This window comes from Ruegeria sp. CDSC068 (genome assembly GCF_059610545.1).
Window position 1 is genome coordinate 50,567 of the sequence record NZ_JBXWNV010000007.1, and the last position, 22,172, is coordinate 72,738.

At 58.7% G+C, this 22,172-nt stretch carries 28 protein-coding genes; 12 read left to right on the forward strand and 16 right to left on the reverse strand.

Annotated features, from left to right (window positions below):
• Positions 1–60: 60 nt before the first annotated feature.
• The 4 genes from AC2FID_RS14955 to AC2FID_RS14970 all read right to left on the reverse strand — a co-directional run bounded on the left by AC2FID_RS14955 (position 61) and on the right by AC2FID_RS14970 (position 5,701).
• Entirely contained in the window at positions 61–411 is a 351-nt protein-coding gene (locus AC2FID_RS14955; RefSeq protein WP_109312259.1) for a hypothetical protein, read from the reverse strand.
• A 54-nt stretch (positions 412–465) separates the two neighbouring features.
• Positions 466–3,921 (reverse strand): chromosome segregation SMC family protein, encoded by a 3,456-nt coding sequence (locus AC2FID_RS14960; RefSeq protein WP_496837491.1) that lies wholly within the window; start codon positions 3,919–3,921, stop codon positions 466–468.
• 139 nt (positions 3,922–4,060) lie between these two features.
• Positions 4,061–4,456, reverse strand: a complete 396-nt coding sequence (locus AC2FID_RS14965) for a hypothetical protein (protein WP_282153166.1) — start codon at positions 4,454–4,456, stop codon at positions 4,061–4,063.
• A gap of 45 nt (positions 4,457–4,501) precedes the next feature.
• Positions 4,502–5,701 carry an aminotransferase-like domain-containing protein gene (locus AC2FID_RS14970; protein ID WP_282153165.1) on the reverse strand — a complete coding sequence of 400 codons (1,200 nt, stop codon included), beginning with the start codon at positions 5,699–5,701 and terminating at the stop codon, positions 4,502–4,504.
• Positions 5,702–5,856: 155 nt separating this feature from the next.
• Here AC2FID_RS14970 and AC2FID_RS14975 point away from each other — a divergent pair, with 155 nt between their 5' ends.
• A complete protein-coding gene (locus AC2FID_RS14975) occupies positions 5,857–6,624 on the forward strand; it encodes an FCD domain-containing protein (protein WP_058278970.1) in 768 nt (255 codons plus the stop codon).
• 7 nt (positions 6,625–6,631) lie between these two features.
• On the opposite strand, the gene AC2FID_RS14980 is transcribed toward AC2FID_RS14975, so the two are convergent.
• From AC2FID_RS14980 to AC2FID_RS15010, 7 genes are all read right to left on the reverse strand, one after another.
• Complete coding sequence (locus AC2FID_RS14980; RefSeq protein WP_496755560.1) at positions 6,632–7,885, reverse strand: glycosyltransferase; 1,254 nt, start codon at positions 7,883–7,885, stop codon at positions 6,632–6,634.
• A 93-nt stretch (positions 7,886–7,978) separates the two neighbouring features.
• The gene (locus AC2FID_RS14985) at positions 7,979–8,914 is read right to left on the reverse strand and encodes a hypothetical protein (protein WP_058278972.1); all 936 of its coding nucleotides are present in this window, start codon (positions 8,912–8,914) and stop codon (positions 7,979–7,981) included.
• A gap of 131 nt (positions 8,915–9,045) precedes the next feature.
• Positions 9,046–9,606, reverse strand: coding sequence for a F0F1 ATP synthase subunit B (locus AC2FID_RS14990; protein WP_282169926.1), 561 nt, complete (start codon positions 9,604–9,606; stop codon positions 9,046–9,048).
• Positions 9,607–9,611: 5 nt separating this feature from the next.
• On the reverse strand, positions 9,612–10,163 hold the full coding sequence (locus AC2FID_RS14995) for a F0F1 ATP synthase subunit B' (protein WP_058278974.1): 552 nt from the start codon (positions 10,161–10,163) through the stop codon (positions 9,612–9,614).
• An 86-nt stretch (positions 10,164–10,249) separates the two neighbouring features.
• A complete protein-coding gene (locus AC2FID_RS15000) occupies positions 10,250–10,474 on the reverse strand; it encodes a F0F1 ATP synthase subunit C (protein WP_005981269.1) in 225 nt (74 codons plus the stop codon).
• Between the two features lie 48 nt (positions 10,475–10,522).
• The gene (locus AC2FID_RS15005) at positions 10,523–11,281 is read right to left on the reverse strand and encodes a F0F1 ATP synthase subunit A (RefSeq protein ID WP_058278975.1); all 759 of its coding nucleotides are present in this window, start codon (positions 11,279–11,281) and stop codon (positions 10,523–10,525) included.
• Between the two features lie 2 nt (positions 11,282–11,283).
• A complete protein-coding gene (locus AC2FID_RS15010; protein WP_058273313.1) occupies positions 11,284–11,616 on the reverse strand; it encodes an AtpZ/AtpI family protein in 333 nt (110 codons plus the stop codon).
• 231 nt (positions 11,617–11,847) lie between these two features.
• On the opposite strand from AC2FID_RS15010, the gene AC2FID_RS15015 reads away from it, so the two are divergent.
• Entirely contained in the window at positions 11,848–12,183 is a 336-nt protein-coding gene (locus AC2FID_RS15015; RefSeq protein WP_058273314.1) for an ArsR/SmtB family transcription factor, read from the forward strand.
• A gap of 2 nt (positions 12,184–12,185) precedes the next feature.
• Here the strand turns inward: AC2FID_RS15015 and AC2FID_RS15020 are convergent, their stop codons facing one another.
• The 4 genes from AC2FID_RS15020 to AC2FID_RS15035 form a co-directional block, all read right to left on the reverse strand.
• Entirely contained in the window at positions 12,186–12,599 is a 414-nt protein-coding gene (locus AC2FID_RS15020; protein ID WP_058273315.1) for a universal stress protein, read from the reverse strand.
• A gap of 106 nt (positions 12,600–12,705) precedes the next feature.
• Positions 12,706–12,984: a hypothetical protein gene (locus tag AC2FID_RS15025; protein WP_058278977.1), complete on the reverse strand. Its 279-nt coding sequence runs from the start codon at positions 12,982–12,984 to the stop codon at positions 12,706–12,708.
• A 62-nt stretch (positions 12,985–13,046) separates the two neighbouring features.
• Complete coding sequence (locus tag AC2FID_RS15030; protein WP_496837677.1) at positions 13,047–13,961, reverse strand: DMT family transporter; 915 nt, start codon at positions 13,959–13,961, stop codon at positions 13,047–13,049.
• Entirely contained in the window at positions 13,958–14,836 is an 879-nt protein-coding gene (locus AC2FID_RS15035) for a LysR family transcriptional regulator (RefSeq protein WP_496837495.1), read from the reverse strand. Before AC2FID_RS15035 ends, AC2FID_RS15030 begins: the two co-directional genes overlap by 4 nt.
• A gap of 118 nt (positions 14,837–14,954) precedes the next feature.
• On the opposite strand from AC2FID_RS15035, the gene AC2FID_RS15040 reads away from it, so the two are divergent.
• On the forward strand, positions 14,955–15,536 hold the full coding sequence (locus AC2FID_RS15040; protein WP_496767230.1) for an FMN-dependent NADH-azoreductase: 582 nt from the start codon (positions 14,955–14,957) through the stop codon (positions 15,534–15,536).
• Between the two features lie 71 nt (positions 15,537–15,607).
• On the forward strand, positions 15,608–16,348 hold the full coding sequence (locus AC2FID_RS15045; RefSeq protein WP_496837497.1) for an aspartate/glutamate racemase family protein: 741 nt from the start codon (positions 15,608–15,610) through the stop codon (positions 16,346–16,348).
• Here AC2FID_RS15045 and AC2FID_RS15050 read toward each other — a convergent pair whose 3' ends face one another.
• On the reverse strand, positions 16,349–16,879 hold the full coding sequence (locus tag AC2FID_RS15050; RefSeq protein ID WP_496698603.1) for a prolyl-tRNA synthetase associated domain-containing protein: 531 nt from the start codon (positions 16,877–16,879) through the stop codon (positions 16,349–16,351).
• 89 nt (positions 16,880–16,968) lie between these two features.
• Between AC2FID_RS15050 and AC2FID_RS15055 the strand changes: the two genes are divergently transcribed.
• The 8 genes from AC2FID_RS15055 (at position 16,969) to bluB (ending at position 22,171) form a co-directional block, all read left to right on the forward strand.
• Positions 16,969–17,487 (forward strand): hypothetical protein, encoded by a 519-nt coding sequence (locus AC2FID_RS15055; protein ID WP_108861315.1) that lies wholly within the window; start codon positions 16,969–16,971, stop codon positions 17,485–17,487.
• Between the two features lie 161 nt (positions 17,488–17,648).
• Positions 17,649–19,154: a signal recognition particle protein gene (gene ffh / locus AC2FID_RS15060; RefSeq protein WP_058273321.1), complete on the forward strand. Its 1,506-nt coding sequence runs from the start codon at positions 17,649–17,651 to the stop codon at positions 19,152–19,154.
• A gap of 41 nt (positions 19,155–19,195) precedes the next feature.
• A complete protein-coding gene (locus AC2FID_RS15065) occupies positions 19,196–19,708 on the forward strand; it encodes a GNAT family N-acetyltransferase (RefSeq protein ID WP_496837500.1) in 513 nt (170 codons plus the stop codon).
• A complete protein-coding gene (locus AC2FID_RS15070; RefSeq protein ID WP_496698494.1) occupies positions 19,705–20,250 on the forward strand; it encodes a GNAT family N-acetyltransferase in 546 nt (181 codons plus the stop codon). The genes AC2FID_RS15065 and AC2FID_RS15070 overlap by 4 nt, the downstream gene beginning before the upstream one ends.
• On the forward strand, positions 20,247–20,798 hold the full coding sequence (locus AC2FID_RS15075; protein WP_496837501.1) for a GNAT family N-acetyltransferase: 552 nt from the start codon (positions 20,247–20,249) through the stop codon (positions 20,796–20,798). Before AC2FID_RS15070 ends, AC2FID_RS15075 begins: the two co-directional genes overlap by 4 nt.
• On the forward strand, positions 20,795–21,091 hold the full coding sequence (locus AC2FID_RS15080; protein WP_058273325.1) for a chorismate mutase: 297 nt from the start codon (positions 20,795–20,797) through the stop codon (positions 21,089–21,091). Before AC2FID_RS15075 ends, AC2FID_RS15080 begins: the two co-directional genes overlap by 4 nt.
• A 42-nt stretch (positions 21,092–21,133) precedes the next feature.
• Positions 21,134–21,523 (forward strand): 30S ribosomal protein S16, encoded by a 390-nt coding sequence (gene rpsP, locus AC2FID_RS15085; protein WP_058273326.1) that lies wholly within the window; start codon positions 21,134–21,136, stop codon positions 21,521–21,523.
• 12 nt (positions 21,524–21,535) lie between these two features.
• Positions 21,536–22,171: a 5,6-dimethylbenzimidazole synthase gene (bluB, locus tag AC2FID_RS15090; protein WP_082649269.1), complete on the forward strand. Its 636-nt coding sequence runs from the start codon at positions 21,536–21,538 to the stop codon at positions 22,169–22,171.
• Position 22,172 lies beyond the last annotated feature (1 nt).

Here is a 22,172-nt window from a genome sequence, read left to right on the forward strand (position 1 = left end):
CTTAAATCAACTAATGCCCTACTTGGATTCGATGCCTGATCGTCAAGGCGGCTACCAAACTCATTCAGGCCGGACCGGGTATCTGTCGCCTTTCTCGTCAATCAGAACTAGGCGCTTACCGCTGCGTACATAGAGATCGCAGCGGCTGAACCCGTTACGATACGTGATGCAGACACTGCCGTCGTCGGCAATGGAATATGTCCCAAACGCGGAATCCCCGCTGGCGTAGGTAAAGGAATAAGCCCCACCAGCCGAAAACTTAGACTGTCCGTCGTCATAGAAGGTCAGCGTTCGCCCCGCGAGGGCGTCCAGCTCGGCAGATGAAAGCGGGACATCTCCGGGTTTTGTTGGCCATTCCGCTGCCACAACCGGGCTGGCAGCCAACAAGGCAAAGATCAGATATCGGGTCATGCTGCCACCTTAACCCGCCACGCGGCGATTGAGGCATAACGTTGCAGTGAACGATCAGGCGACCATCTGTTCGGCCTTTTTCAGATCGACCGAAACCAGCTGGCTGACGCCCTGTTCCTGCATGGTCACGCCAAACAGCCGGTCCATCCGCGCCATGGTCACCGCATGGTGGGTGATGATCAGGAAGCGAGTGTCCGTCTGGCGGCACATTTCGTCCAGCAGGTCGCAGAAACGGGTGACGTTGGCGTCATCCAGTGGCGCGTCGACCTCATCCAGCACACAGATCGGCGCGGGGTTGGCGAGGAAGACGCCAAAGATCAGCGCGGTCGCCGTCAAGGTCTGCTCGCCGCCCGAAAGCAGGCTGAGGGTGGATAGCTTCTTGCCCGGTGGCTGGCACATGATTTCCAGCCCGGCATCCAGCGGATCGTCGCTTTCGACCATGACCAGATTCGCCTCACCGCCACCGAACAGGTGCTTAAACAGCATGGCAAAGTTCGAATTCACCTGCTCAAACGCGGTCAAAAGACGCTCACGGCCTTCCCGGTTAAGGCTGGCAATCCCACTGCGCAGGGCCTTGATCGCTTCTTCCAGATCAGCCTTTTCGGTGTTCAGCGTATCGAACTCTTCCTGAACTTCCTTGGCGTCTTCTTCGGCCCGCAGGTTCACCGCACCCATCGCGTCTCGCTGGCGCTTGTGGCGGTTTACTTCGGCCTCCAGCGCGTCGGCTGCAGGCATCTGGTCAGGGTTCACATCCAGTTGGTTCAGCAACTGGTTCGGCGTCAACTGCTGATCTTCAGCGATCCGCTCAGCAGCTGCCACGACGCTTTCTTTGGCTGCGTCACAGCGCGCCTCAGCCGCTGCACGGGATTCGCGGGCTTCAGACGCCAAACGTTCAGCTTCTCGCTCGGCCAGCACGACTTCGCGCTGCTGCGTCTCAGCCTCGGCAAGCTTGTCGGCGGCCTCGGCACGCCGGGCCTCGGCTGTCTCGATCAACTCGTTCAGTTCTTCGCGGGCTTCGGCGATCTCACCAGGGGCGGCCATCGCCTCAGACAGTTCTTCCTCAGAGCTTTCCTTGCGTTCGACCAATTCCGCGATACGTTTTTCTGCTGAATCCAACCGGTGCCGCCAGCCACTGAGGTCCTTGGTCACTTCCTGGGCCCGCCGGGTTCGTGCCTCGCCTTCACGGCGCAGCTCATCATGGGATGAGCGATGGGTCAGCATGGTGATCCGCGCGGCCTCAACCGTCTGTTTGATATCCTCGACCTGCGCGCGCGCGCTGTCGACGTCACCCAGGCCGGCCAGAGCGCCTTCGGCCTCGCGCAGTTGCGCGCGGGCAGACATGGCATCATCCTTGTGTCTGTCAACGGCAAGGGTAAGCGTTTCCAACCTGCCCTGCGCCAGATTGCGGTCAGCCTCGGCCCGGCTCAGCCCGCGCGCGGATTCTGCCATCCGCTGGTCGGCGGCGCGTCGAGCTTCGCGTGCGCGGCGGTCTGCCTCGGTGACATCCGCCAGTTGCTGCGACAGCGCCTCATGTGCCGCGCGGGCACCATCAGCCTGCGCTTCGGCGCGGGTAAGCTCCTGTTTCAGAGCTTCAAGCTTGTTGAGCTGCTCCAACCGCAAGGCTGCAGCGCTTGGCGCATCTTCGGCCCATGCCCGGAACCCGTCCCAACGCCACAAGTCACCTGAACGGGACACCAGACGCTGCCCCGGCTTTAATGAGGCTTGCAGCCGCGCGCCCTGATCCGCATCAACCAATCCGATCTGAGCGATCCGGCGGCTCAGACGGTCTGGGCCCGAGACATGCAACGCCAATGGTTCTGCCCCATCGGGCAGGGGCTGATCTGCATCGTAGCCTGACACCTGCACCCAGCCGGATGGTCCATCGGCATCGACCAACGGTGTACGCAGGTCGTCAGCCAGTGCCGCCCCCAGCGCCTTTTCATAGCCGGGCTCGACCCGCAGCAGATCCAAGACCTGCCCGCCTTCGGCCGTATCCCGTTCGACCAGCTTGGCCAAGGCGGATGTCTCGGCACGGATTGCGCCCAGTTCACCCTCGGCCTCAGACCGCTGGGCGCGCGCTTCGGCTTCTCTCGCTTGCGTTTCATTGCGCAGTTCGTCCGCTGCGGCCAGCGCTTCGTCGGCGGCCTCAGCGGCCTCGCGCGCTTCTTCCTCACCCTCTTGCGCTTCCTCAAACGCTTCGCTGGCGCGGGTCAAAGCATTGCGGGCTTCGTCTACCGCAGCACGGGCTTTCTCTTCTTCGCCTTCGGACCGGGTCAGCGTCTTGCGGCTGTCTTCGACCAAACGCTGAGCCGACTGGTGACGCGCCACAAGACGCGCCACATCTTCGGTTTCCTGCGACAGGTGATCTTCTCGATCTTGCAGCACGGATGCGGCTTCGCGCGCGATCTCGGCGGCCTCAGCCACTTTGTCGTCATGCCCATCTGCCGCTTTGGCCAGTTCGCGCGCTTCCCATTCCAGACGCTCAATCATCTGGCCCGCGTCCCGGTTCAGGCCGGTTTCGCGTTCGATATCGTTGGCCAATTGCTGAATTCGGTTGGTCAGCGTCTCGATCGTCTGACGCGCGCGGGTTTCCTGATCAGCCAGTTGGTCGCGCTGTACCTGCTGTCGTTGCAAGACGGCGGCGGCGATTGCCTCTTCCTCGCGCAGAGGCGGCAGAATTTCCTCGATTTCAGACCGCTTGGCGCTGGCGGCGCGGGCTTCGGCCTCCGCGCGCGAGGCTTCGGTGATCCGCTCGCGCAAGACGTCTTCGGCCTGTTGGCGGGCCATGTCAGCCTCTTTCCAGCGGCGATAGAGCAGCATGCCTTCAGCCTGCCGTAGTTGCTCCCCAATCTCACGGTACCGTGCGGCCTGACGCGCCTGCCGCGCAAGCTGCCCCAATTGGGTGCCAAGCTGTTCAAGAACGTCATCCACACGGGTCAGGTTGGATTCGGTGCCCTTCAGCTTAAGCTCCGCCTCGTGGCGGCGCTGATAAAGGCCCGAGATACCGGCCGCCTCTTCCAGAATGCGGCGACGCGCGCGGGGCTTGGCGTTGATCAGCTCGGCGATGCGGTTCTGCCCCACCAGTGCAGGTGAATGCGCGCCGGTCGAGGCATCGGCAAAAAGCATCTGGACATCGCGCGCCCGAACATCTTTGCCGTTGGTCTTGTAAGCGCTGCCGACATCGCGGGTGATGCGACGCACAATTTCCAACTGATCGCTGTCATTGAACCCCGAAGGTGCCAAACGTTCCGAGTTATCCATCGTCAGGACAACTTCGGCAAAATTGCGGGCCGGACGCGTTGCGGCCCCGGCAAAGATCACATCCTCCATCGCGCCACCGCGCATGGATTTGGGGCGGTTTTCACCCATTACCCAACGCAACGCTTCCAGAAGATTGGACTTGCCGCAGCCATTTGGGCCCACCACACCGGTCAACCCATCCGCGATAATCAGATCGGTCGGGTCAACAAAGCTTTTGAAGCCGGTGAGTTTAAGTTTGCTGAACCGCAAAGGCCGCTCGTCCCATGATTCCTATATCTGGAAGTCTGCGCAACCCATTGGGGGTGAGTCAACGGAGTAACGCAGGATATGGGATTTCACGCCAAGTTATCCACAATATCTTGCCAAAATACGCAAAAAAGCGCGTATCTCAGTAAGAAGCGCACTCAAAAACCTGATAGCCATAGTCTTCGTAGTAGCCATAGTCGATACATTCATAGGGACCGCGAAGAAGGCTGCCGAGAATCAGCTTTTCCCCCAATTCCCGGTCACAACCTAGAATGCCCACGGTGACCGCAGCGTCGCCCAGAACATCCAACAACGGGCAACCCGACACCTGTGCCATAGCCAGTGCGGCCCGGTCCCGAATGGGGTCAAGACGCGGAGCATATTGAGAGTTGATGCGTACAGCCTCGGCCAGTTGATCGCGGACCCGCACGTCAAACACACTGCCATTCACCGCAACGCGGGTCGCAGGCACATCGCGAAAGTGGGGCGTGCCAGCCGAACAAGCGGCCAGCACTAGGAGGGACAGATACCGGATCATGCCCGCAGCATTGCAGCATCAAGGTTAACAAAACCTTTCCGCCGATCAGGCGCGCAAAACCTCACCCAATCGGCGAATACCTTCGCGGATCGTATCCTCATCCGAGTTCGAGAAACTCAACCGGATCGTGTTGGTCCCGCTGCCGTCCGGGAAAAAGGCCCCACCCGGGACAAAGGCTACTTTGACCGTGTCCAGCGCCCGGGCTAACAGTTCGGCCCCGTTTGTACCGACCGGCAATGTCAACCACACGAACATGCCACCTTCCGGCTTGGTCCACTGCACGCCATCGGGCATATGGTCCTGCAACGCCTGCAACATGGCGTCGCGACGGGCACCGTAGACACGACGCAGCATCGGGATATGCGTGTCGAAACAAACCCGTGCCACCTGGTCAATGGCCATCTGGTTGATGGTTGCCGAATGCAGATCGGCAGCCTGTTTCATCAACACCAATTGAGAAATCACTGGCTTTGCCGCCACGACCCAACCAACCCGCAACCCCGGAGACAAGGTTTTCGAAAAGCTTCCACAATAGATCGTGCGGCAATCCTCAATCGACCCTTTGCACGCCAATTCCAGTGCCAGAACCGGGGGGATGGCATTACCGTCATAACGCAGGGCCTGATAGGCGCCATCCTCGATCACCGCACAGTTCAACTCATCCGCCAGATCCAGCAGCGCTTCCCGCCCCCGCAGATCCACGGTTTCGCCTGTCGGGTTGGCGAAATCGGGCGAGAGATAGGCAAATTTGACCGCGCCTTCGCCCGCTAACGCCGCGTATTCTGCCGCGCCCCGGTTGCCATTGATGCTGAGCCGGTCAAAACGTGGTTCATAAGCATTGAATGCAGCCAATGCGCCCAGGTAGGTCGGCCATCCGACCAGCGCAGTATCGCCCGGCGACAGATAGAGTTTACCCAGATAATCCAATGCCTGCTGCGAGCCTGACGTGATCAGGATGTTCTCAAGCCCGCATTCCACTCCGATTGAACGCATGTGGTCGACGAGCCATTCCCGCAGCGGGACGTAACCTTCGCTGACGGAATATTGTAGCGCCTGAGCCTGCTGGTCAGGCCCCAACGCAGCTTGAAAGGCGGCCGCGAACCCTTCGGCTGGAAACAACGCGGGATCGGGGATGCCGCCTGCAAAAGAGATGATCCCCGGCTGATCCAACAGCTTTAACAATTCGCGTATCTCAGACGCTTTCATCCGGGATGCCCGCGTGGCGAACAATTCGTGCGTAGACATGAGTCTCCTCCGCTCTCAGTCACGGCCAGCGTAGAGAGGAACATCACAAAGTCAACAATACTGACCTAATATTTTAAACCACGTGACCCCGCATTCTTGAACCTCGCCGCCATCCGTGGTCATATCATTTGACCAATTTCCGGAATGACGCCCGCATGCCATTTCAAAAAGTTCAGACCGAAAAGCTTTCAATCGCGGTAGTTCGCCAGATTGAACTGCTGATACTGCGCGGCATACTGCGCCCCGGCGAACGTCTGCCCGCCGAACGCGAATTGGCCGAGCGGCTGGGCGTATCCCGGCCGTCCCTGCGCGACGCGATCGCGGACCTGCAAAGCCAAGGGTTGCTGACAGCAAAAGCAGGATCCGGGATCTATGTGGCCGAGGTTCTGGGCTCAGCCTTCTCCCCGGCGCTGATCCGGCTGTTCGGCAGCCATGACGAGGCGGTGTTCGATTACCTCTCGTTCCGGCGCGACATGGAAGGGTTGGCGGCCGAACGCGCGGCCCGGTTGGGGTCGGACAGCGACCTGAAGGTGGTACAGACGATTTTTGCAAAGATGGAAGCCGCCCATACCAGCAATGCGACCGAAGATGAGGCGCAGCTGGACGCGCAATTCCACATGGCTATCATCGAGGCCAGCCATAATGTGGTCATGTTGCATATGATGCGGTCAATGTTCGATCTGTTGCGGCAAGGCGTGTTCTATAACCGCCAGATGATGTTCCAGCAGCAAACTACGCGCGAGGCCATCCTGGACCAGCACCGCGCCATCAACACCGCGCTTCAGGCACGCGACCCGGCCGCTGCCCGTGCCGCTGTCGACATGCACTTAACCTATGTCGAACAATGCCTTTGGGACGGGAAGAAGGCCGAACGCAACGAAGACATCGCCAAACAAAAATTGATGCACGAGGCCGAAGATTAGGCGGGCGTCAACGCTCTGATATTGCGCCAAATCCATACTCAGTGCTATCAGCGATCTCTTCATAGAGCGCCTGATATTGGCCAGCGACCACAGCCTCTGCAAAGCTGTCCACGGCATGTTGCCGGGCAGTACCTGACATGGCCAACCCGGTTTCATTGTGGCGATTCTGGAGGATCGAGATAACACCTCGTGCGAGGTCTTCTGCCTCGAATGGGCGCGCCAAATACCCCAGGCTTTGATTTGGAACCAGATCCGACAGCCCACTGGTTTTGAAACCTGCGACCGGAACGCCACAGCACATGGCCTCGACACCTGTATATCCCAGCACTTCGCGCCGGGATGGCAACACAAAGACATCTGCAGCCGAATAAATACGCTTCAGCACCCGGTTGTCGCTAATCCGCCCCATGAAATGGATCGGATAAGGAAATTCGGCATCGATCTTGTCGCTACCAAATACAACTGCCTGAACATCAGGAACGGCGGAATGCACCCGTCGCATAGCTTCGACAAGGTGGGCAAAGCCTTTGTTGGGATCCTGAGTCGCTTGGACGGCACCAAACAATACCAGCGGAGCGTCCTGAGGCAGCGATAGATCAGCGCGCGCCTGGGCTTTTTCGACAGGTGCCCAGAAATCGGTATCGATTGCGTTGGGGATCACGGTGACAGGCCAATCGCGCATCAACGCACTTTGCCGAACACAGTCAGCCAGCCAATTGCTGGGGCAAACGATCTGAAAAGGTTTTTTCCAATGCGCGGCTTTTCTTTTCCAGACCCAGCGGTTCAGGTCAAACCCACTGAATTCGGATGACACGTAACCGTCACGCCATCTGTCCAGCTCGCTCACATGTTCGGCCCCGGAGAACGGCCACATGTCATGAAACGTCCAGACCACGGGATGTTTCACCGCCCCGATCTCGGCAATCGAAATCATGTCGGAATTCACCCAATGCAAATTCAATATTTGCGACGGTTGGCTGTTCAGATACGCGGCCAGACCCGACCTTGCCAGACCAAGAGACGCCAACCCATTCACCTGAGTTCTTGCATATTTCTTTCGCAGATGACGTGCGTATTCACGCTGGCAAAGCCGCTTTAGTGTTTTCCGCGGCGCGAATTTTGTGATCCGATCCTCGTCCGGGCCATCGACGACGGTCATGTGCGAATTCGTCCCTTTGGACAGCAAGGCAAGATGCAGCCTGCGGGCAGCGATGGCGGCACCTCCGCCAGAATAGCTATGGCTAATATGGTTTATGCGCATTGGAACGAATTCCGTGAGGATGACCGACGTCCAATCGTCAGTGCCTTTGGATTGTCGTCGCCAACTGACATCCCCATTTTCAAATGACGCCAATTAACCAAGAAGTTTAGCCCCCAGCCTTCTGATCTTGCGTCTCAAACGGGTCAAACGATCCGGTCTATAGCTGAAATGCGCTCGCAGCGCCTCGAGCGCGACCTTGTCTTCGGTGACATCGTCGGGAAGTGGCAGGTCAAAGTCATGGCAGAGATCTTTTGGCTTAACCTCGTCCACTGGTCCGCAATGGGTACCAGACCCGTCCAGGCCGATATTCTCGGCAAAAGACCTGCAAGGCGACAGACAAAGGCCATCCTGCCCGAAAATCGTTGCGTACCAGAAAATCGCCCAGGTCCGAATGTCACCGCGCAAATTGCCTTGTACCTGACCCCATAAATCCTCGGCCCCGCTCAGGTTGAACCGATGAATGTCATCATCGGAAAACTGCTGAACCAGTTTTTTCGGGTCGCGTTCGAAATGCTGCCAGCGGTCGGCCCAGCTGGCCCATCCCCAACAGCTCATGAAGCGCCAGAAAACCGCACCACGCCGATCCAACAAGGGAGGAAGGTCTTCGTTGAATCCTGCGATATGCCAGACCCGCGGGTCATCTTGGTATCGATCCAGCGCGCGGTTCATGTAGGTGAGAAACGCGGACGAGGTCACAATGTCATCTTCTACAACAATCGCCCTGCCATAAGTTTGCATCGTAGCGGTAACGCCTTCCTGAATCGACTGGGCCAACCCGGCGTTAGCATCACGTGCGCGCAATGTAAGGGTGGCAAAGCCTGTCTGCGCTTCAATCACTTTGCGGGTTTCCGCAACCGGGATAACATCATCTGCCGAACGCGGCCCATCTAGATAAGCAATTACATCGGTGCGCGCAGCCAAAGGCGACGCAGCAAGCGCCCGCAAGGTCCGCTCAGTGTGATCGGGTCGGTTGAAAGCGAACAGACAGACCGGTGCTGGATCGGCAATCGCAGGTGCTGTGTCAATCATAGCAACTCTCCGTCAGGTTTCGCGCAGGGTATTTCACGCCAAAAACATCGCCAAGAGCAGTTCCCTAAGAAAAGAAACCCGAAAGCGATCAGCCTTCGGGTCACTCTTTGTCGAAACGGCGTTGGAAGCTATCAATGCAGCTTGTCACCAACATCCGCGATGGCCGCGTCGATCAGCTTGTTCGCCTGTGCCGCGGTCATTTGCTTGGCCAGAACCGCGTTGGCAGCCGATACCGCAACGGTGATGGCCTGATCGCGGACTTCCTTGACAGCTGACGCCTCAGCCGAAGCGATCTGGTCCTGAGCTGCTGCCAGACGGCGGGCGATGGATTTCTCCAAATCGACCTTTGCCTGTTCTGCCGCCAGAATAGCGTCTTCCTTGGCTGCAGCCACGATGGCATCCGCTTGGGTCTGCACTTCACGCTGCTTGCGCTCGTACGAGGCCAACAGGCTGCGTGCCTCATCATGCAGGGCGCGGGCTTCGTCCAGTTCGGACTTGATGCCGTCGGCGCGATTGTCCAGCGCGCCACCAATCATGCCCGGAACCTTGAAATAGAACAGGACCGCGATGAAAACGATGAAGCCCAGAGTGACCACAAAGTCGGTGTTGCCAAGCGAGAAGAACGGGCCGCTTGCAGCCAGCGCGGGGCTGGCGGCGCCGACGGTCAGGATAAGGGCAAGAGTATTCCGCATGTCACTTATCCTTTCGTCTGCGCGTCAATTGCACTGTCGATGGCTTTGGCATCTGCCTCGCCGCCCAGTGCTGTGACCAGTTCAGCTGCCGTATCCTTGGCAACCACTTGAATGCTTTCCAGCGCACCGGCACGGATATCGGCAATAGCCTTTTCCGATTCAGCCGCCTTTGCAGCGATTTCCAAGTCTGCCTTGGCAATCGCGTCATCCAGACCTGACTGGATTTCCGCGCGGGCTTCCGCTGCGATACGCTGTGCCTCAGACCGGGCATCGGCCAGCGCCTTGTTGTAGGCCTCTTCAGCCTCGACCGCTTTGGCCTTCAGATCTTCGGCCGCAGCCAGGTCATTTGTAATGGTCCCCTGACGTTCCGCCAGGATTGCCGCGATGCGGGGCAAGGCCACGCGAGACAGGACCAGAAAGATGACGACCAGCGTGATGACCAGCCAGAAAATCTGGTTGGGAAACCAATCGAAGCAGAGCTGCGGCATACCGATGGCCGAGCCGTAGGCGTCGACGCAGGTGCCAGCTACTTCTTTGGCAAGGGGTTCAGTCGCCATGATGTCCTCCGTCGGAACGTTGTCTTTACAACAGGTGGGCCGCTATGGCTTGGACCCACCTGCGCGTAAGGATCAGGTTCCGCAGATTAGACGGCGAACATCAGCAGCAGCGAGACCAGGAATGCAAAGATCCCCAGGGCTTCTGCGAATGCGATACCGATGAACAGGGTTGCGGTCTGCGAAGCAGCCGCCGAAGGGTTGCGCAGGGCGCCGGCCAGGAAGTTGCCTGCTACGTTGCCCACCCCGATTGCGGCTGCGCCGGAACCGATTGCTGCCAGGCCTGCGCCGATGTGTGCGAGATCGCCTTCCATGATGTTTCTCCTTACGAATTGGAAGTTTCGATGTTTGGGTATCGGACCTTAGTGCGAAGGATGCAGCGCATCTTTCAGGTAAACACAGGTCAGAATGGTGAATACGTAGGCCTGAATAAAGGACACGAGGACCTCGAGGCCGTACATTGCGGTGATCGCCAGAACGGACACCGGTGAGATCACGGCAATCGCGGCAAAGCCTGCGAAAACCTTGATAACCGCGTGGCCTGCCATGACGTTACCGGCAAGACGAATGGAGTGGCTGACCGGACGCACGAAGTACGAGATCAGCTCGATGATCGCCAGGACAGGGCGCAGTGCCAGCGGTGCGCTGGACACCCAGAACAGACCTAGGAAGCTTGCGCCGTTCTTGACGAAACCCAGAACGGTTACGGTCAGGAACACAGCCAGCGCCAGCGGGATGGTCACGGCGAAATGCGACGTGGTGGTGAAAGACATGGGCAACATGCCCAGGAAGTTCGCGCAGACGATGAACATGAACAGGGTCATGACATAGGGGAAGTACTTCACGCCTTCTTTACCGCAAATGTCTTCCAGCATCTTGTAGATGAAGCCATAGGCCAACTCAGCAACAGACTGCATCCGGGTCGGAACAATGGCACGTTTCGAGGTGCTGAGAACCAGCAGGGCAAAGATCGCCGCAATAGCCAGAAACAACCACAGAGTCACGTTGGTCGGCGTGTACCACGCAATCGCACCGTCACCGAAAAGCGGTTTAACGATGAACTGATCCATCGGATGGAAAACCAGGCTGCTGCCTTCTGCTGCGGTGGTCTCAGTTGCCACGTTCAGTCCCTCTCGTCCTTATCGGCCGCCTCAGCAGCCGCTTGTTTCTCCTGAACCTCTTTCGCGCTGCGGAGCATAACCTTCACGCCCGCGACAAGGCCCAGCAATGTGAACAGCACCAGAAAGATCGGGATTGTCCCGAGCAGGCTGTCCAGCCCGTATCCGATGCCAAATCCGATCCCAAGACCGGAAACCATTTCGATGACCATCCTCCAGGCAAGCTCGCCCCCGGACACGTCAGCATCCGCACGAGGCTTTGGCGCTTTGGCCTTTTTCGCCGCTGTGATCTTGGCCTCCAGCTGCGCCATACGCTGCTTTTGGTCATCATCGGTCACGGGCAATTCCCTCGCACAGTCTTGGGTAGGTTGCTAAGGGGCGCAAGGCACAGAGTCAACGGTGTTAAATGTCCGACTTGCCGCAGGTTAAGTAATTGAATTTATGCAATTTATTCATGCAATTGAAGCGCCATTAAAATGTCCCGATCCATCGGCGCGCGTAAAAACCACTCAATTCGTATATTCAACCAAATGGTTGACCAAAACCGGGCGCTGTGATTGAGCGATAGCATGTCCAATGACCTCGATACCGTTTTCGCGGCCCTCGCCGACCCGACCCGCCGCGCCATCCTTGCGATGCTGCTTGAGGATGACATGGCCGTCACCGACGTCGCCGACCCGTTCGAGATGTCGCTGGCGGCGATCTCGAAACATCTGATCATCCTGACCAAGGCCGGGTTGATCAGCCAGGAAAAGCGCGGGCGGGTGAAGTGGTGTAAGCTGGAACCGGATGCGCTGCGCGCGGCATCCGTCTGGATGCAGGGGTTCGGTCAGTTCGAACCAGTCAATCTGGATGCGTTTGAACGATTTCTGGAAGTCGAACTGCCCGCAACAGACGATCCCTAGACCTATCTAACTACAAACACCGATACTTTGGCGTGCTTGGCCAGATATCCGGCATGGCTGGAAAAGATGTGGTCCGTGATGCGCGGTGCGTGCGTCCCAACGACGATTAGGTCGGCCCCAATCTCTTCAGCGGCGCGGGTCAAATCACCGTCGACCTCTGCAGCTACATCTACCGAGTGGATGTTGCGCGCGGAAACCTCGGAGCCGCTCTGCTCGGTAAGTTGATCCACAATGGCTTGCAACTCGGTGCTGATCTCCGCGTCTGAATGCGTGACGTCGCCCGGCTGGGTTCCGGTCACGCTGACGATCGTGATCCGGGCGTTTTGCCATCTCGCCATTTGCGCCGCGACATCCAGAGCTTTGCGAATTTCCGGCGGCAGGTGAATATCAACCGGGATCATAATGTGACTAAACATGGCATCTTCCTCCTGCCGGCGATGTTAGCGGGCTCAGGAATAGAGCACTTTGATCTGTCTCATGTAGATGACTCCGACCATTTCATTTGGTTTGGCCGGTTCCCAGCTAGCCTTCCTGACTATATTCGACGCCGATGATCACACCCGTTGCGTCCGCAAGACACAACCACGGTGCCTGAGCGCCAGTGACCTCAATTGTTGTGATTGTTCCAGTCGGCACGGACTCGGTCGAAACCGCGTTGACGTCAGCGGCCTGAACACCTGTCTCAGCCGACACGAGTGCCTCACAACTGCCTTGAAGGTCGGTCTCTGAAGACCCCTGCCCCCCTCCTTGCGTACAGGCGGATAACATCGCACCGACGACAAATAGAATAGCTTGCTTCATCATTCCCTCCGGGATGGTTCATCAGACCCGAGGGTTGTTAGATTACGGCCAAAAGACAAGGGTCATTCCGAGACCGGCGCAGTGTCTTTCGCAGGTTGCTCTTCGCTTTTGAGCAGCAGAACAAGCGCGATCGCGGTTAAAACGACACCGACCAGCACCATGACGGTTGGCGCAGGCCGCCCAAGCGCGATCTCCCACAGGATCACCCAGCTGGGGATCAGATAAGTGTAGGCCATAACCTTGGCCGACGGCAGGCGTAGCGCTGCAAACTGGACCAGAACGAAACTGGAGGCCGTTGCGAAGATAGAAAGATACAGCAGACTGACCCAGACGATCAGCGGCAGGTTCGCCCAATCGGTTGCACGGATGTCTGACCAGCCGACCACCGTCAGGATCACGCAGCCAGCAACCAGTGTTCCAAATGTAAAGACTACTGCGGGCTCACCCCGGTTCAGTTTGCGCACCATCGGCGTGTAGATTGCATGCGCCATGCAGCCCCAGAAAAAGATGATCTCTCCGCCGCCGATCTCGAAGGCGCGAAAGGACTGCCAATCGGCGCGAAAGATAACCCATAAAGCACCGGTTGCCCCCACCGTCAGGGCAAAAGCCATACGCGGAGTGGTGATCTGGCGCAGCAGAACCCATCCGGCGACCGCAGACATGACCGGCGTCAGGGTGAAGACCGCAGATGTGCTGACCGGGTCGGCGGTTTTCAAGCCGTAAAACATAAGAACAAAGTAAGTGGCGAACAGCCCGCCCAAAACGGCGTATCGCCACGGCGCTTGCGCAGCGCTGCGCGGCAAACCGGTGGTGGCTAACGCGGCAATGCCGATGATGACGGTCGCAATCAGAAACCGCCCGGCTGTAATCGCCAACGGCGCAATCTGGTTGGCAACAATAGATCCCAACGAGAAACTACCCGCCACCAGCAGAGTGAATGTGATCATTGCCAAATGACCACGCCCCTGCGGTGTCACGAAAGCCAACCTTTGGACTCTTTCTTAAGGAACGATAGGAATGCCTGCACTTTGGTCGTGCGATGCAGATCGACATGGGTCACCAGCCAAAGTTTGCCGAACCATTCGGGCAATGGCTCAATAACTTCGACCAGTTCCGGATCGCGCGATGCCTCCCATCGTGCCATGAAACCAATCCCGGCCCCGGCCAGAACTGCCTCGCGCAAACAGAAATTGTTGGTACAGCGGAACGCGATGGCCTCGGCCGGGACAGTGGCACGCAACCATTTGGAAAACGGAGCGCGGCTGTTTTCATCGTCCGTGCCGACAAACAAGTGGTCTGCAAATTTGTCAATGCTCGCTGGTTTGCCTCGGCGTTCGATATATGACTTGCTGGCAAACAAGCCGACCTCCTGTTCGATAAACGGCTGCACAACATTGTCAGGTTGGTCCGGGGCGGCACCCGCACGGATGGCCACATGTGCCTCGCCGTATTCCAGGCGGAACAGACGATCCCCGGTCAGGTAACGCACAATCAGACCCGGGTGCATTGATTGAAACTCGGACAGGGCGGGAACGACCAAGGGCGCCAGCGAGGCCAGAGATGTCACAACCAATTCGCCCGACACATCATCGCCACGCCCTTTCATTCGGCCCACTAACTGATTGAACTGATCTTCGGTGGCCTGAGCCACGCGCAGAAGGTCCTCTCCGGCATCGGTTGGGGTATAGCCACGCGCGTGGCGCTGAAAAAGTTTGACGCCCAGCCGCGCCTCGATCGCGTCGATATGGCGGATCACGGTGGCATGGTGCACGCCCAAGATTTCGGCCGCGCCGCTGACAGTGCCCATCCGAGCGACCTGATAGGCGGTTTTGACTTCGTCCCAATTATCCATGCTCAAGCCCACTGTGCAAATTCCAACAATACCTGTTGGTATATCCGCGTTTCGTTCGCTGACGCAACATTCATATTGGAACCGGAAACAGTTACCCCGCCAAAAAGGAAACCCTGACATGACCAAGACCATCCTGCATATCGACGCCTCGGCCCGCCGTACCGGATCCGCCACCCGCGACCTTTCCGGCCAGATTATCGGGCATCTTGGCGCCGGGCGCATCATCCGCCGCGATCTTGCCAGCCCCCTGCCCCTGCTTACCGAAGACTGGATCAACGCCAACTTCACCCCCGCCGATCAGCGTGACGAGGTTCAACGTGATCTGCTGGCCCTGTCCGACGAGTTGGTTGGCGAGCTGCAAAACGCCGACACCATTGTCATCGGGCTGCCGATCTACAATTTCTCGGTGCCTGCGGCCTTCAAGGCCTGGATCGACCTTGTCGCCCGCGTGGGTCTGACCTTTGCCTATTCGGAAACTGGCCCCAAAGGCCTGCTGGAAGGTAAGCGCGCCGTGCTGGCAATCGCGTCCGGCGGCACCGAAGTAGGGTCTGAGATCGATTTTGCCACCAACTATGCCAAGCACGTTCTAGGATTCATCGGCATCCACGACGTCGACGTGATTGCGGCTGACAAGATGGCGCTGGATGCGGACGCCGCGTTGGCGAATGCCCAAAAAGCGGTAACTCAACTCGCCGCCTGATCCACCTCTGGCCTTTGTCTTGTGAAACGTCCAGTCTACCTTAAGCGAGATTTGCAGACTGGGCGTTCATCATGAAGAAAATCGGCATTCTGGGCGGTGTGGGCTGGGCCTCGACCGTGGACTATTACCGAGCGATCGCAGAAGGGGCCAGCAGGCACTTTGCCAATCGCGGCCACGGCTCGCCCTTGCCGATCCCGCCTATGACAATCGAATCCGTTACGCAGGCCAAAACCCGCGCCCTGCGGGGAACCGCCGGGGACGAGGCCAGTTGGTCCGGGTTCGACGCGGTGTTTCGCGAGGCATTGCTGAAGCTTGAAAACGCGGGCTGCGACTTTGGCATCATCGCCTCGAACACTCCGCACGCGCGACTGCATGCGATCCGGCAAGGTATCACCATGCCCATTCTCAGCATTTTCGATGCAACCGCTGAGGCCACAGCATCTGCCAGGGCGTCCACAGCCCTGGTTCTGGGAACGACAGTGACCATGCAGGCCAGCAATTATTCAGACCGATTGGCCGCCGAAGGGATCACTGCAAATGATCGCCTGCCCGAAACGGAAATTGCCGAGATGCAGGCGATGATCGACAGTGACTTCTACGGCGGCGCATCAGCCACGGCGCGCGCTCGTTTACTAACTTTCTGCGACAAGCACGCAAAACCTGGAACTGCGATCTTGCTGGCGTGTACCGAACTGCCGCTGGCCTTTCCCGACCACCTGGATGACCCTGTTTTTGAAGCTGACGGCCACCTGTTCGTCAATCCGTCCGCCGCCCATGCCGCCGCAGCCCTCGAAGAGGCGCTGAGCGACTGATCACGGCAGCCAGGTGACTGCGCATCCGACCTGATCGAAGAATGCCATCAGGTCATCGCGCGTCATGGCGACGGTCCGATCATTTACCAGAGGATGCATATAGATGATGTCCGTCGTTTGCGCGGTGGCGTCCATGAAGAACCGCACATCGTTTTGCACACCGTTGATCATGGCCAGCGGACTGACCGCGCCGGGACGGATACCGAGGCTCTGAAACAACCGCTCCGCTGATCCAAAGGACAGATTACCGATCCCCAGCTCTGTGCCCAGCGCCTTGAGGTCAATCTCGCGGCTTTGTTCGAGCGTCACCAGATAGTTCCGCTTTTTCTTGTCGCGCAGGTACAGGTTCTTGAGGCGCAGGGAGTTTTCGCCCGGTACCAGGAATTGCTCTTCAACGCCTTTGGCATCCTCAACCGTGCGCAGGGGAATATGCGTGTGCAGACGATAGCTCAGCCCCCAGTCATCCAACCGCTGCAACAGCGCGTCTGAACTGATCGGCAACGTGTCTTGAAAAGTGGATGACGCGTCCATGGGAACCTCCTCGTTTGTGGCGCTCATCGCGCAATGCGCTGACAGATTCAAGCCACGACAGGCCTAAAAATCGATGCTAGCGTGCCGCCATGAAAGTCACGCGCAGCACCCCGGACCAACTGATCCTGACCAACACGCCATGGTTCATCGGCATTACGCTGGTACTCTTTATCCTCTGTTTTGTTGGGGCTGGTTTATTCATGGTCAGCGAGGGTGGCGAGGGCATATTGTTCGGCATCTTCTTTGCGCTGTTCGGTGGCGGGTTGGGCTTTGGCGCATTCTGCGTCTTTGTGCGCCGCGTACAGGTCATATTGGACCGCAATAGCAATAGCATCTTGATCCGTCGCCAATCGATCTTTGGATATGACGCAGTAGAACATGAGTTGTCGAACCTGTCCCATGCCGAGGTGGAAACCACCACCTCGACCCGCGACAGGACCACGTCCAAGATGCATCGCCCCGTTCTGGTTCTTAAAAAAGGCATGAGTGCTGGTCGTCACCCGATCGTCGAAGCCTATGTCAGCGGGCGCGGCGCACAGCGGATGGTTGATGCGGTCAACAACTGGCTACCCGCGCGAGAGGTTGACTCGGACAGCCAATCGGCCTAAATCGCCGTCAAACATCCGGAAGCGTCTGATCTTCCGGTCCCTTGAGTCGTTCAGGGATCGCCCCCCACCAGCGTGTCACGCCCGTGGGGGCAATTGTGCATTTAACCGGCGCTTCCTATCTGGGGCACGCCACGAGATAACCGGCATAGGAGGCCGAAGGCATGTTTGAAAATCTATCCGAACGCCTCTCTGGCGTCTTTGACCGGCTGACCAAACAGGGTGCCCTGTCCGAAGAGGACGTCAAAACTGCCCTGCGCGAAGTGCGCGTGGCCTTACTTGAGGCTGACGTCTCGCTGCCGGTTGCACGTGAATTCGTCAAGAAAGTGCAGGATCAGGCCACCGGTCAGGCGGTGACCAAGTCGATCACCCCCGGACAGCAGGTCGTCAAGATCGTGCACGACGCGATGGTTGACACACTGCGCGGTGAGGAAGACCCCGGCGCTCTGAAAATCGATAACCCGCCTGCTCCGATCCTGATGGTCGGCCTGCAGGGTTCAGGTAAAACGACCACGACCGGTAAGCTGGCCAAACGCCTGAAAGAGAAAGAGGGCAAGAAGGTCCTTATGGCCTCGCTCGACGTCTATCGCCCGGCGGCGATGGATCAGCTGGCCGTTCTGGGTACGCAGGTCGGCGTCGATACCCTGCCAATCGTTCCCGGCCAAAAACCCGTCGACATCGCCAAACGTGCCAAGCAACAGGCGACGCTGGGTGGCTATGACGTCTATATGCTGGATACTGCTGGCCGGTTGCACATTGACGAAGTGCTGATGAACGAGGTCGAGCAGGTGCGCAACGCGGTCGACCCGCGCGAGACCCTGCTGGTGGTCGATGGCCTGACAGGTCAGGTCGCCGTTGAGGTCGCCGAGGAGTTCGACGCCAAGGTTGGCATCTCGGGCGTGGTCCTGACCCGAATGGATGGTGACGGGCGCGGTGGTGCGGCGCTGTCTATGCGTGCGGTCACCGGAAAGCCAATCCGTTTTGTCGGTTTGGGCGAGAAAATGGACGCGCTCGAAACCTTTGAGCCGGACCGGATCGCCGGTCGTATTCTGGGCATGGGCGACATCGTTGCCCTGGTCGAAAAAGCCCAGGAAACGATGGAGATGGAACAGACCGAGCGCATGATGAAGCGCATGGTCAAAGGTCAGTTCAACATGAACGACCTGAAGATGCAGCTGGAGCAGATGATCCAGATGGGCGGCATGCAGGGCATGATGGGCATGATGCCCGGCATGGGCAAGATGGCCAAGCAGGTCGAAGAGGCGGGCATGGACGACAAGGTGCTCAAGCGCCAGATCGCCCTGATCCAGTCCATGACCAAACGCGAGCGTGCCAACCCGCAACTGCTGCAAGCCAGCCGCAAAAAACGGATCGCAGCCGGTTCTGGGATGGAGGTCAGTGACCTCAACAAGCTGCTCAAGATGCACCGGCAGATGTCGGACATGATGAAGAAGATGGGCAAAATGGGCAAAGGCAAGATGCTGAAACAGGCCATGAAAGGCATGTTCGGTAAAGGTGGCCCCAGCCCCGAAGACATGGCCGCAGGCATGGACCCCAAGGCGCTGGAACAGGCGGCTAAAGCGATGGGCGGCAAGATGCCCGGTATGCCTGGAATGGGTGGCGGCATGGCCCTGCCCCCGGGTCTGAGCGGTTTCGGAAAGAAAAAGTGACACCAGCACGCTGCACCCAGCCCCCGTCCGGAAAGGCGGCGATGGCAGCAACGCAATATCGCGCGGCCCTGCCGGTCATTCAGACCCGGCGGCTGGTTCTGCGTGCACCCACTCTGGATGACTTGCCTGTTTGGACTACAGTTTGCGGCGAGAGCTTTGGCAGTTCCGAACAGGAGGCTTGGACCGAGTTTTCCTACTATACCTCCGGCTGGCTTCTGCATGGGCATGGCCTGTTCACGGTGACCCTAAAGAACGATGATCAGATCGCTGGTTTCGTTTTTCTGGGGCTGGAATGGGATGATCGCGAACCCGAGCTTGGCTATATGTTCAGCGCCGAGCACCGCAAGCAAGGCTACGCGACTGAGGCCTGCGCGGCCGTACGTGACTTCGGTTTCGACCTGCTCGGATTGGGCCAGTTCGTCAGTTATGTCTCGCGGTCGAACACGCGTTCGAATGCGTTGGCGCAACGCCTTGGCGCATCCCGGGACGCAGCGGCCGAGAGTGCCTTTGACGCAGATCAGCATGTCTGGCGCTATGGCGAGGTGCAGGCATGACACCGTCGATCCCCAGGTTGGAAACCGAACGCCTGATCATGCGGGCCCCTAGCGAAGCGGACTTCGAGGCCGAGGCCGAGTTCTTTGCCAGCGATGCATCGAAATTCGTCGGCGGCCCCCTGCGCCCTGATGAAACATGGCGCGCCATTGCCATGCTGCTGGGTCATTGGGCCATGCGCGGCTACGGGTTCTGGGGCGTCGAGGAAAAGGACACAGGCAGCTATGTCGGCCATGTCGGCCTGTGGTGCCCGCACAGCTGGCCCGAACCTGAAATCGGTTGGACGTTGATGAATAACGCAACTGGTAAAGGTTACGCGACCGAGGCCGCGCTGGCCGCGCGCGCGCATGCCTATGATGTGCTGGGCTGGGAAACGGCAATTTCGCTGATCGACCCGGAGAATCTGGGCAGCAAGGCCGTGGCCGAACGTCTGGGTGCCCAGTTCGATTACACTTTCGAACATCCGGCTTTTGGTACGATGCAAGTCTGGCGGCACCCTGCCCCGGCCGATCTGGTGAACGGCGGAATGGAGGCCTACGCATGACCTCGTACACCATCCCCACCGTAGAAACAGAAAACCTGATCCTACGGGCACCGCAAGAGGGTGACCTGCCCGCGATGACAACCTTCTTCGCGTCGGACCGCAGCCGCATGGTCGGTGGCCCCAAAACGCCACTGGAAACATGGCGGTCCCTTTTGGGCCGGTTCGGGCATTGGGCCATTATGGGTTACGGTGGTTGGCACATCGTCGAAAAGGCCAGCGGCGCCTTTGCAGGCTGGACCGGCATCATCAACGCGCCGGGCTGGGATGAGCCCGAATTGGGCTGGGTCATTTTTGATGGTTTCGAAGGCAAAGGAATTGCGTTCGAGGCCGCGATGGCTGCCCGCGCTTATGCCGCCCAACACCAGGGGGTGAATGGCCCGATTTCGTACATCGCCCATGAAAACAACCGCTCGCGCGCATTGGCCGAACGTCTTGGCGCCACCTATGAACGCGAGGGCGAGGTTGTGGGTCAACGCTGTCAGGTTTGGCGGCACCCGAAATTCGAATTCTCTGACACTGCTTTGACCACCGAAAGGACCGGCCAATGAACAACCCTGTGACTCGGGCTGCGACGTTGCTGAAAGAGCATCGCGAAAGCATCGACCGGCTGGACGCGATCCTCGTCTACACGCTGGGCGAGCGGTTCAAGCACACCCAGGCCGTTGGCAAGCTCAAGGCCGAACACGACCTTCCCCCGTCCGATCCCTCGCGCGAGTCCGCGCAGATCGCACGGTTAGAAGACCTGGCGGACAAGGCCCATCTGGACCCAGATTTCGCCAAGGCTTTCCTGAATTTCATCATTCAGGAAGTCATCCGACACCACAAGAAACACCAGAACTAAACCGGTGAATCACCGGATACGCCATTCAAAGGAGATACCACCATGGCAATGAAAATTCGTCTCGCCCGCGGCGGCTCAAAAAAGCGCCCTTTCTATCGCATCGTAGCGGCTGACAGCCGTATGCCCCGCGATGGCCGCTTCATCGAAAAGCTCGGCACCTACAACCCGCTGCTGCCGAAAGACAGCGAAGAGCGCGTGAAAATGAACATGGAGCGCATTCAGTACTGGCTGGATCAGGGCGCACAACCCACCGACCGTATTGCACGCATGCTGGAAGCTGCCGGCACCCTTAACAAGGCCGAGCGCAACAACCCCAACAAGGGTACCCCGGGCAAGAAAGCTCAGGAACGCGCAGAAGAGAAAGCTGCAAAGGTTGCTGAAGCCGCCGAGGCAGCTGCTGCTCCGGCTGAAGAAGCAGCGGCAGAAGAGTAAGCAGGTCAGCGCGTGCAGGATCAGGACTTCACCGACGATTTTCGCACGCAGTTCGAACTGTTGATGCGGCTCCGGCGCGATGTGCGCCGGTTTCGCACCGATCCCGTGGACGAGGCGGTGCTGACGCGCTGCCTCGACACATTTCGTCTGGCCCCTTCCGTGGGGCTTAGCGAACCCTGGCGCGTCATTCGCGTCGAAAGCGAAGCGGCGCGTGCCGCAGCGCTAGAGAATTTCCAACACGCCAATGAAAAGGCCCTTGCAGGCTATTCGGGCGACAAGGCGCTGAAATACAGCCGCCTAAAGCTGTCCGGCATGCAGGAAGCGCCTGTTCAGCTGGCAGTGTTCTCTGATGAGACGACCAACAAAGGTCTGGGGCTGGGCGCGGGCACGATGCCCGAGATGCGCCGCTACTCTGTCGTCGCCGCGATCACCTTGTTCTGGCTCGCCTTGCGGGCCGAGGGATTGGGTCTGGGCTGGGTCTCAATCCTTGATCCAGAACAGATGAAACGCGATCTGGCTGTGCCTGACGATTGGTCTCTGGTCGGCTACTATTGTGTGGGCTGGCCGGAAGAAATGTCTGAAAGACCCGAACTTGAGCGTGCCGGCTGGGAACAGCGCAGCGCCCGGTTGCATATCGAAACGCGGTAAA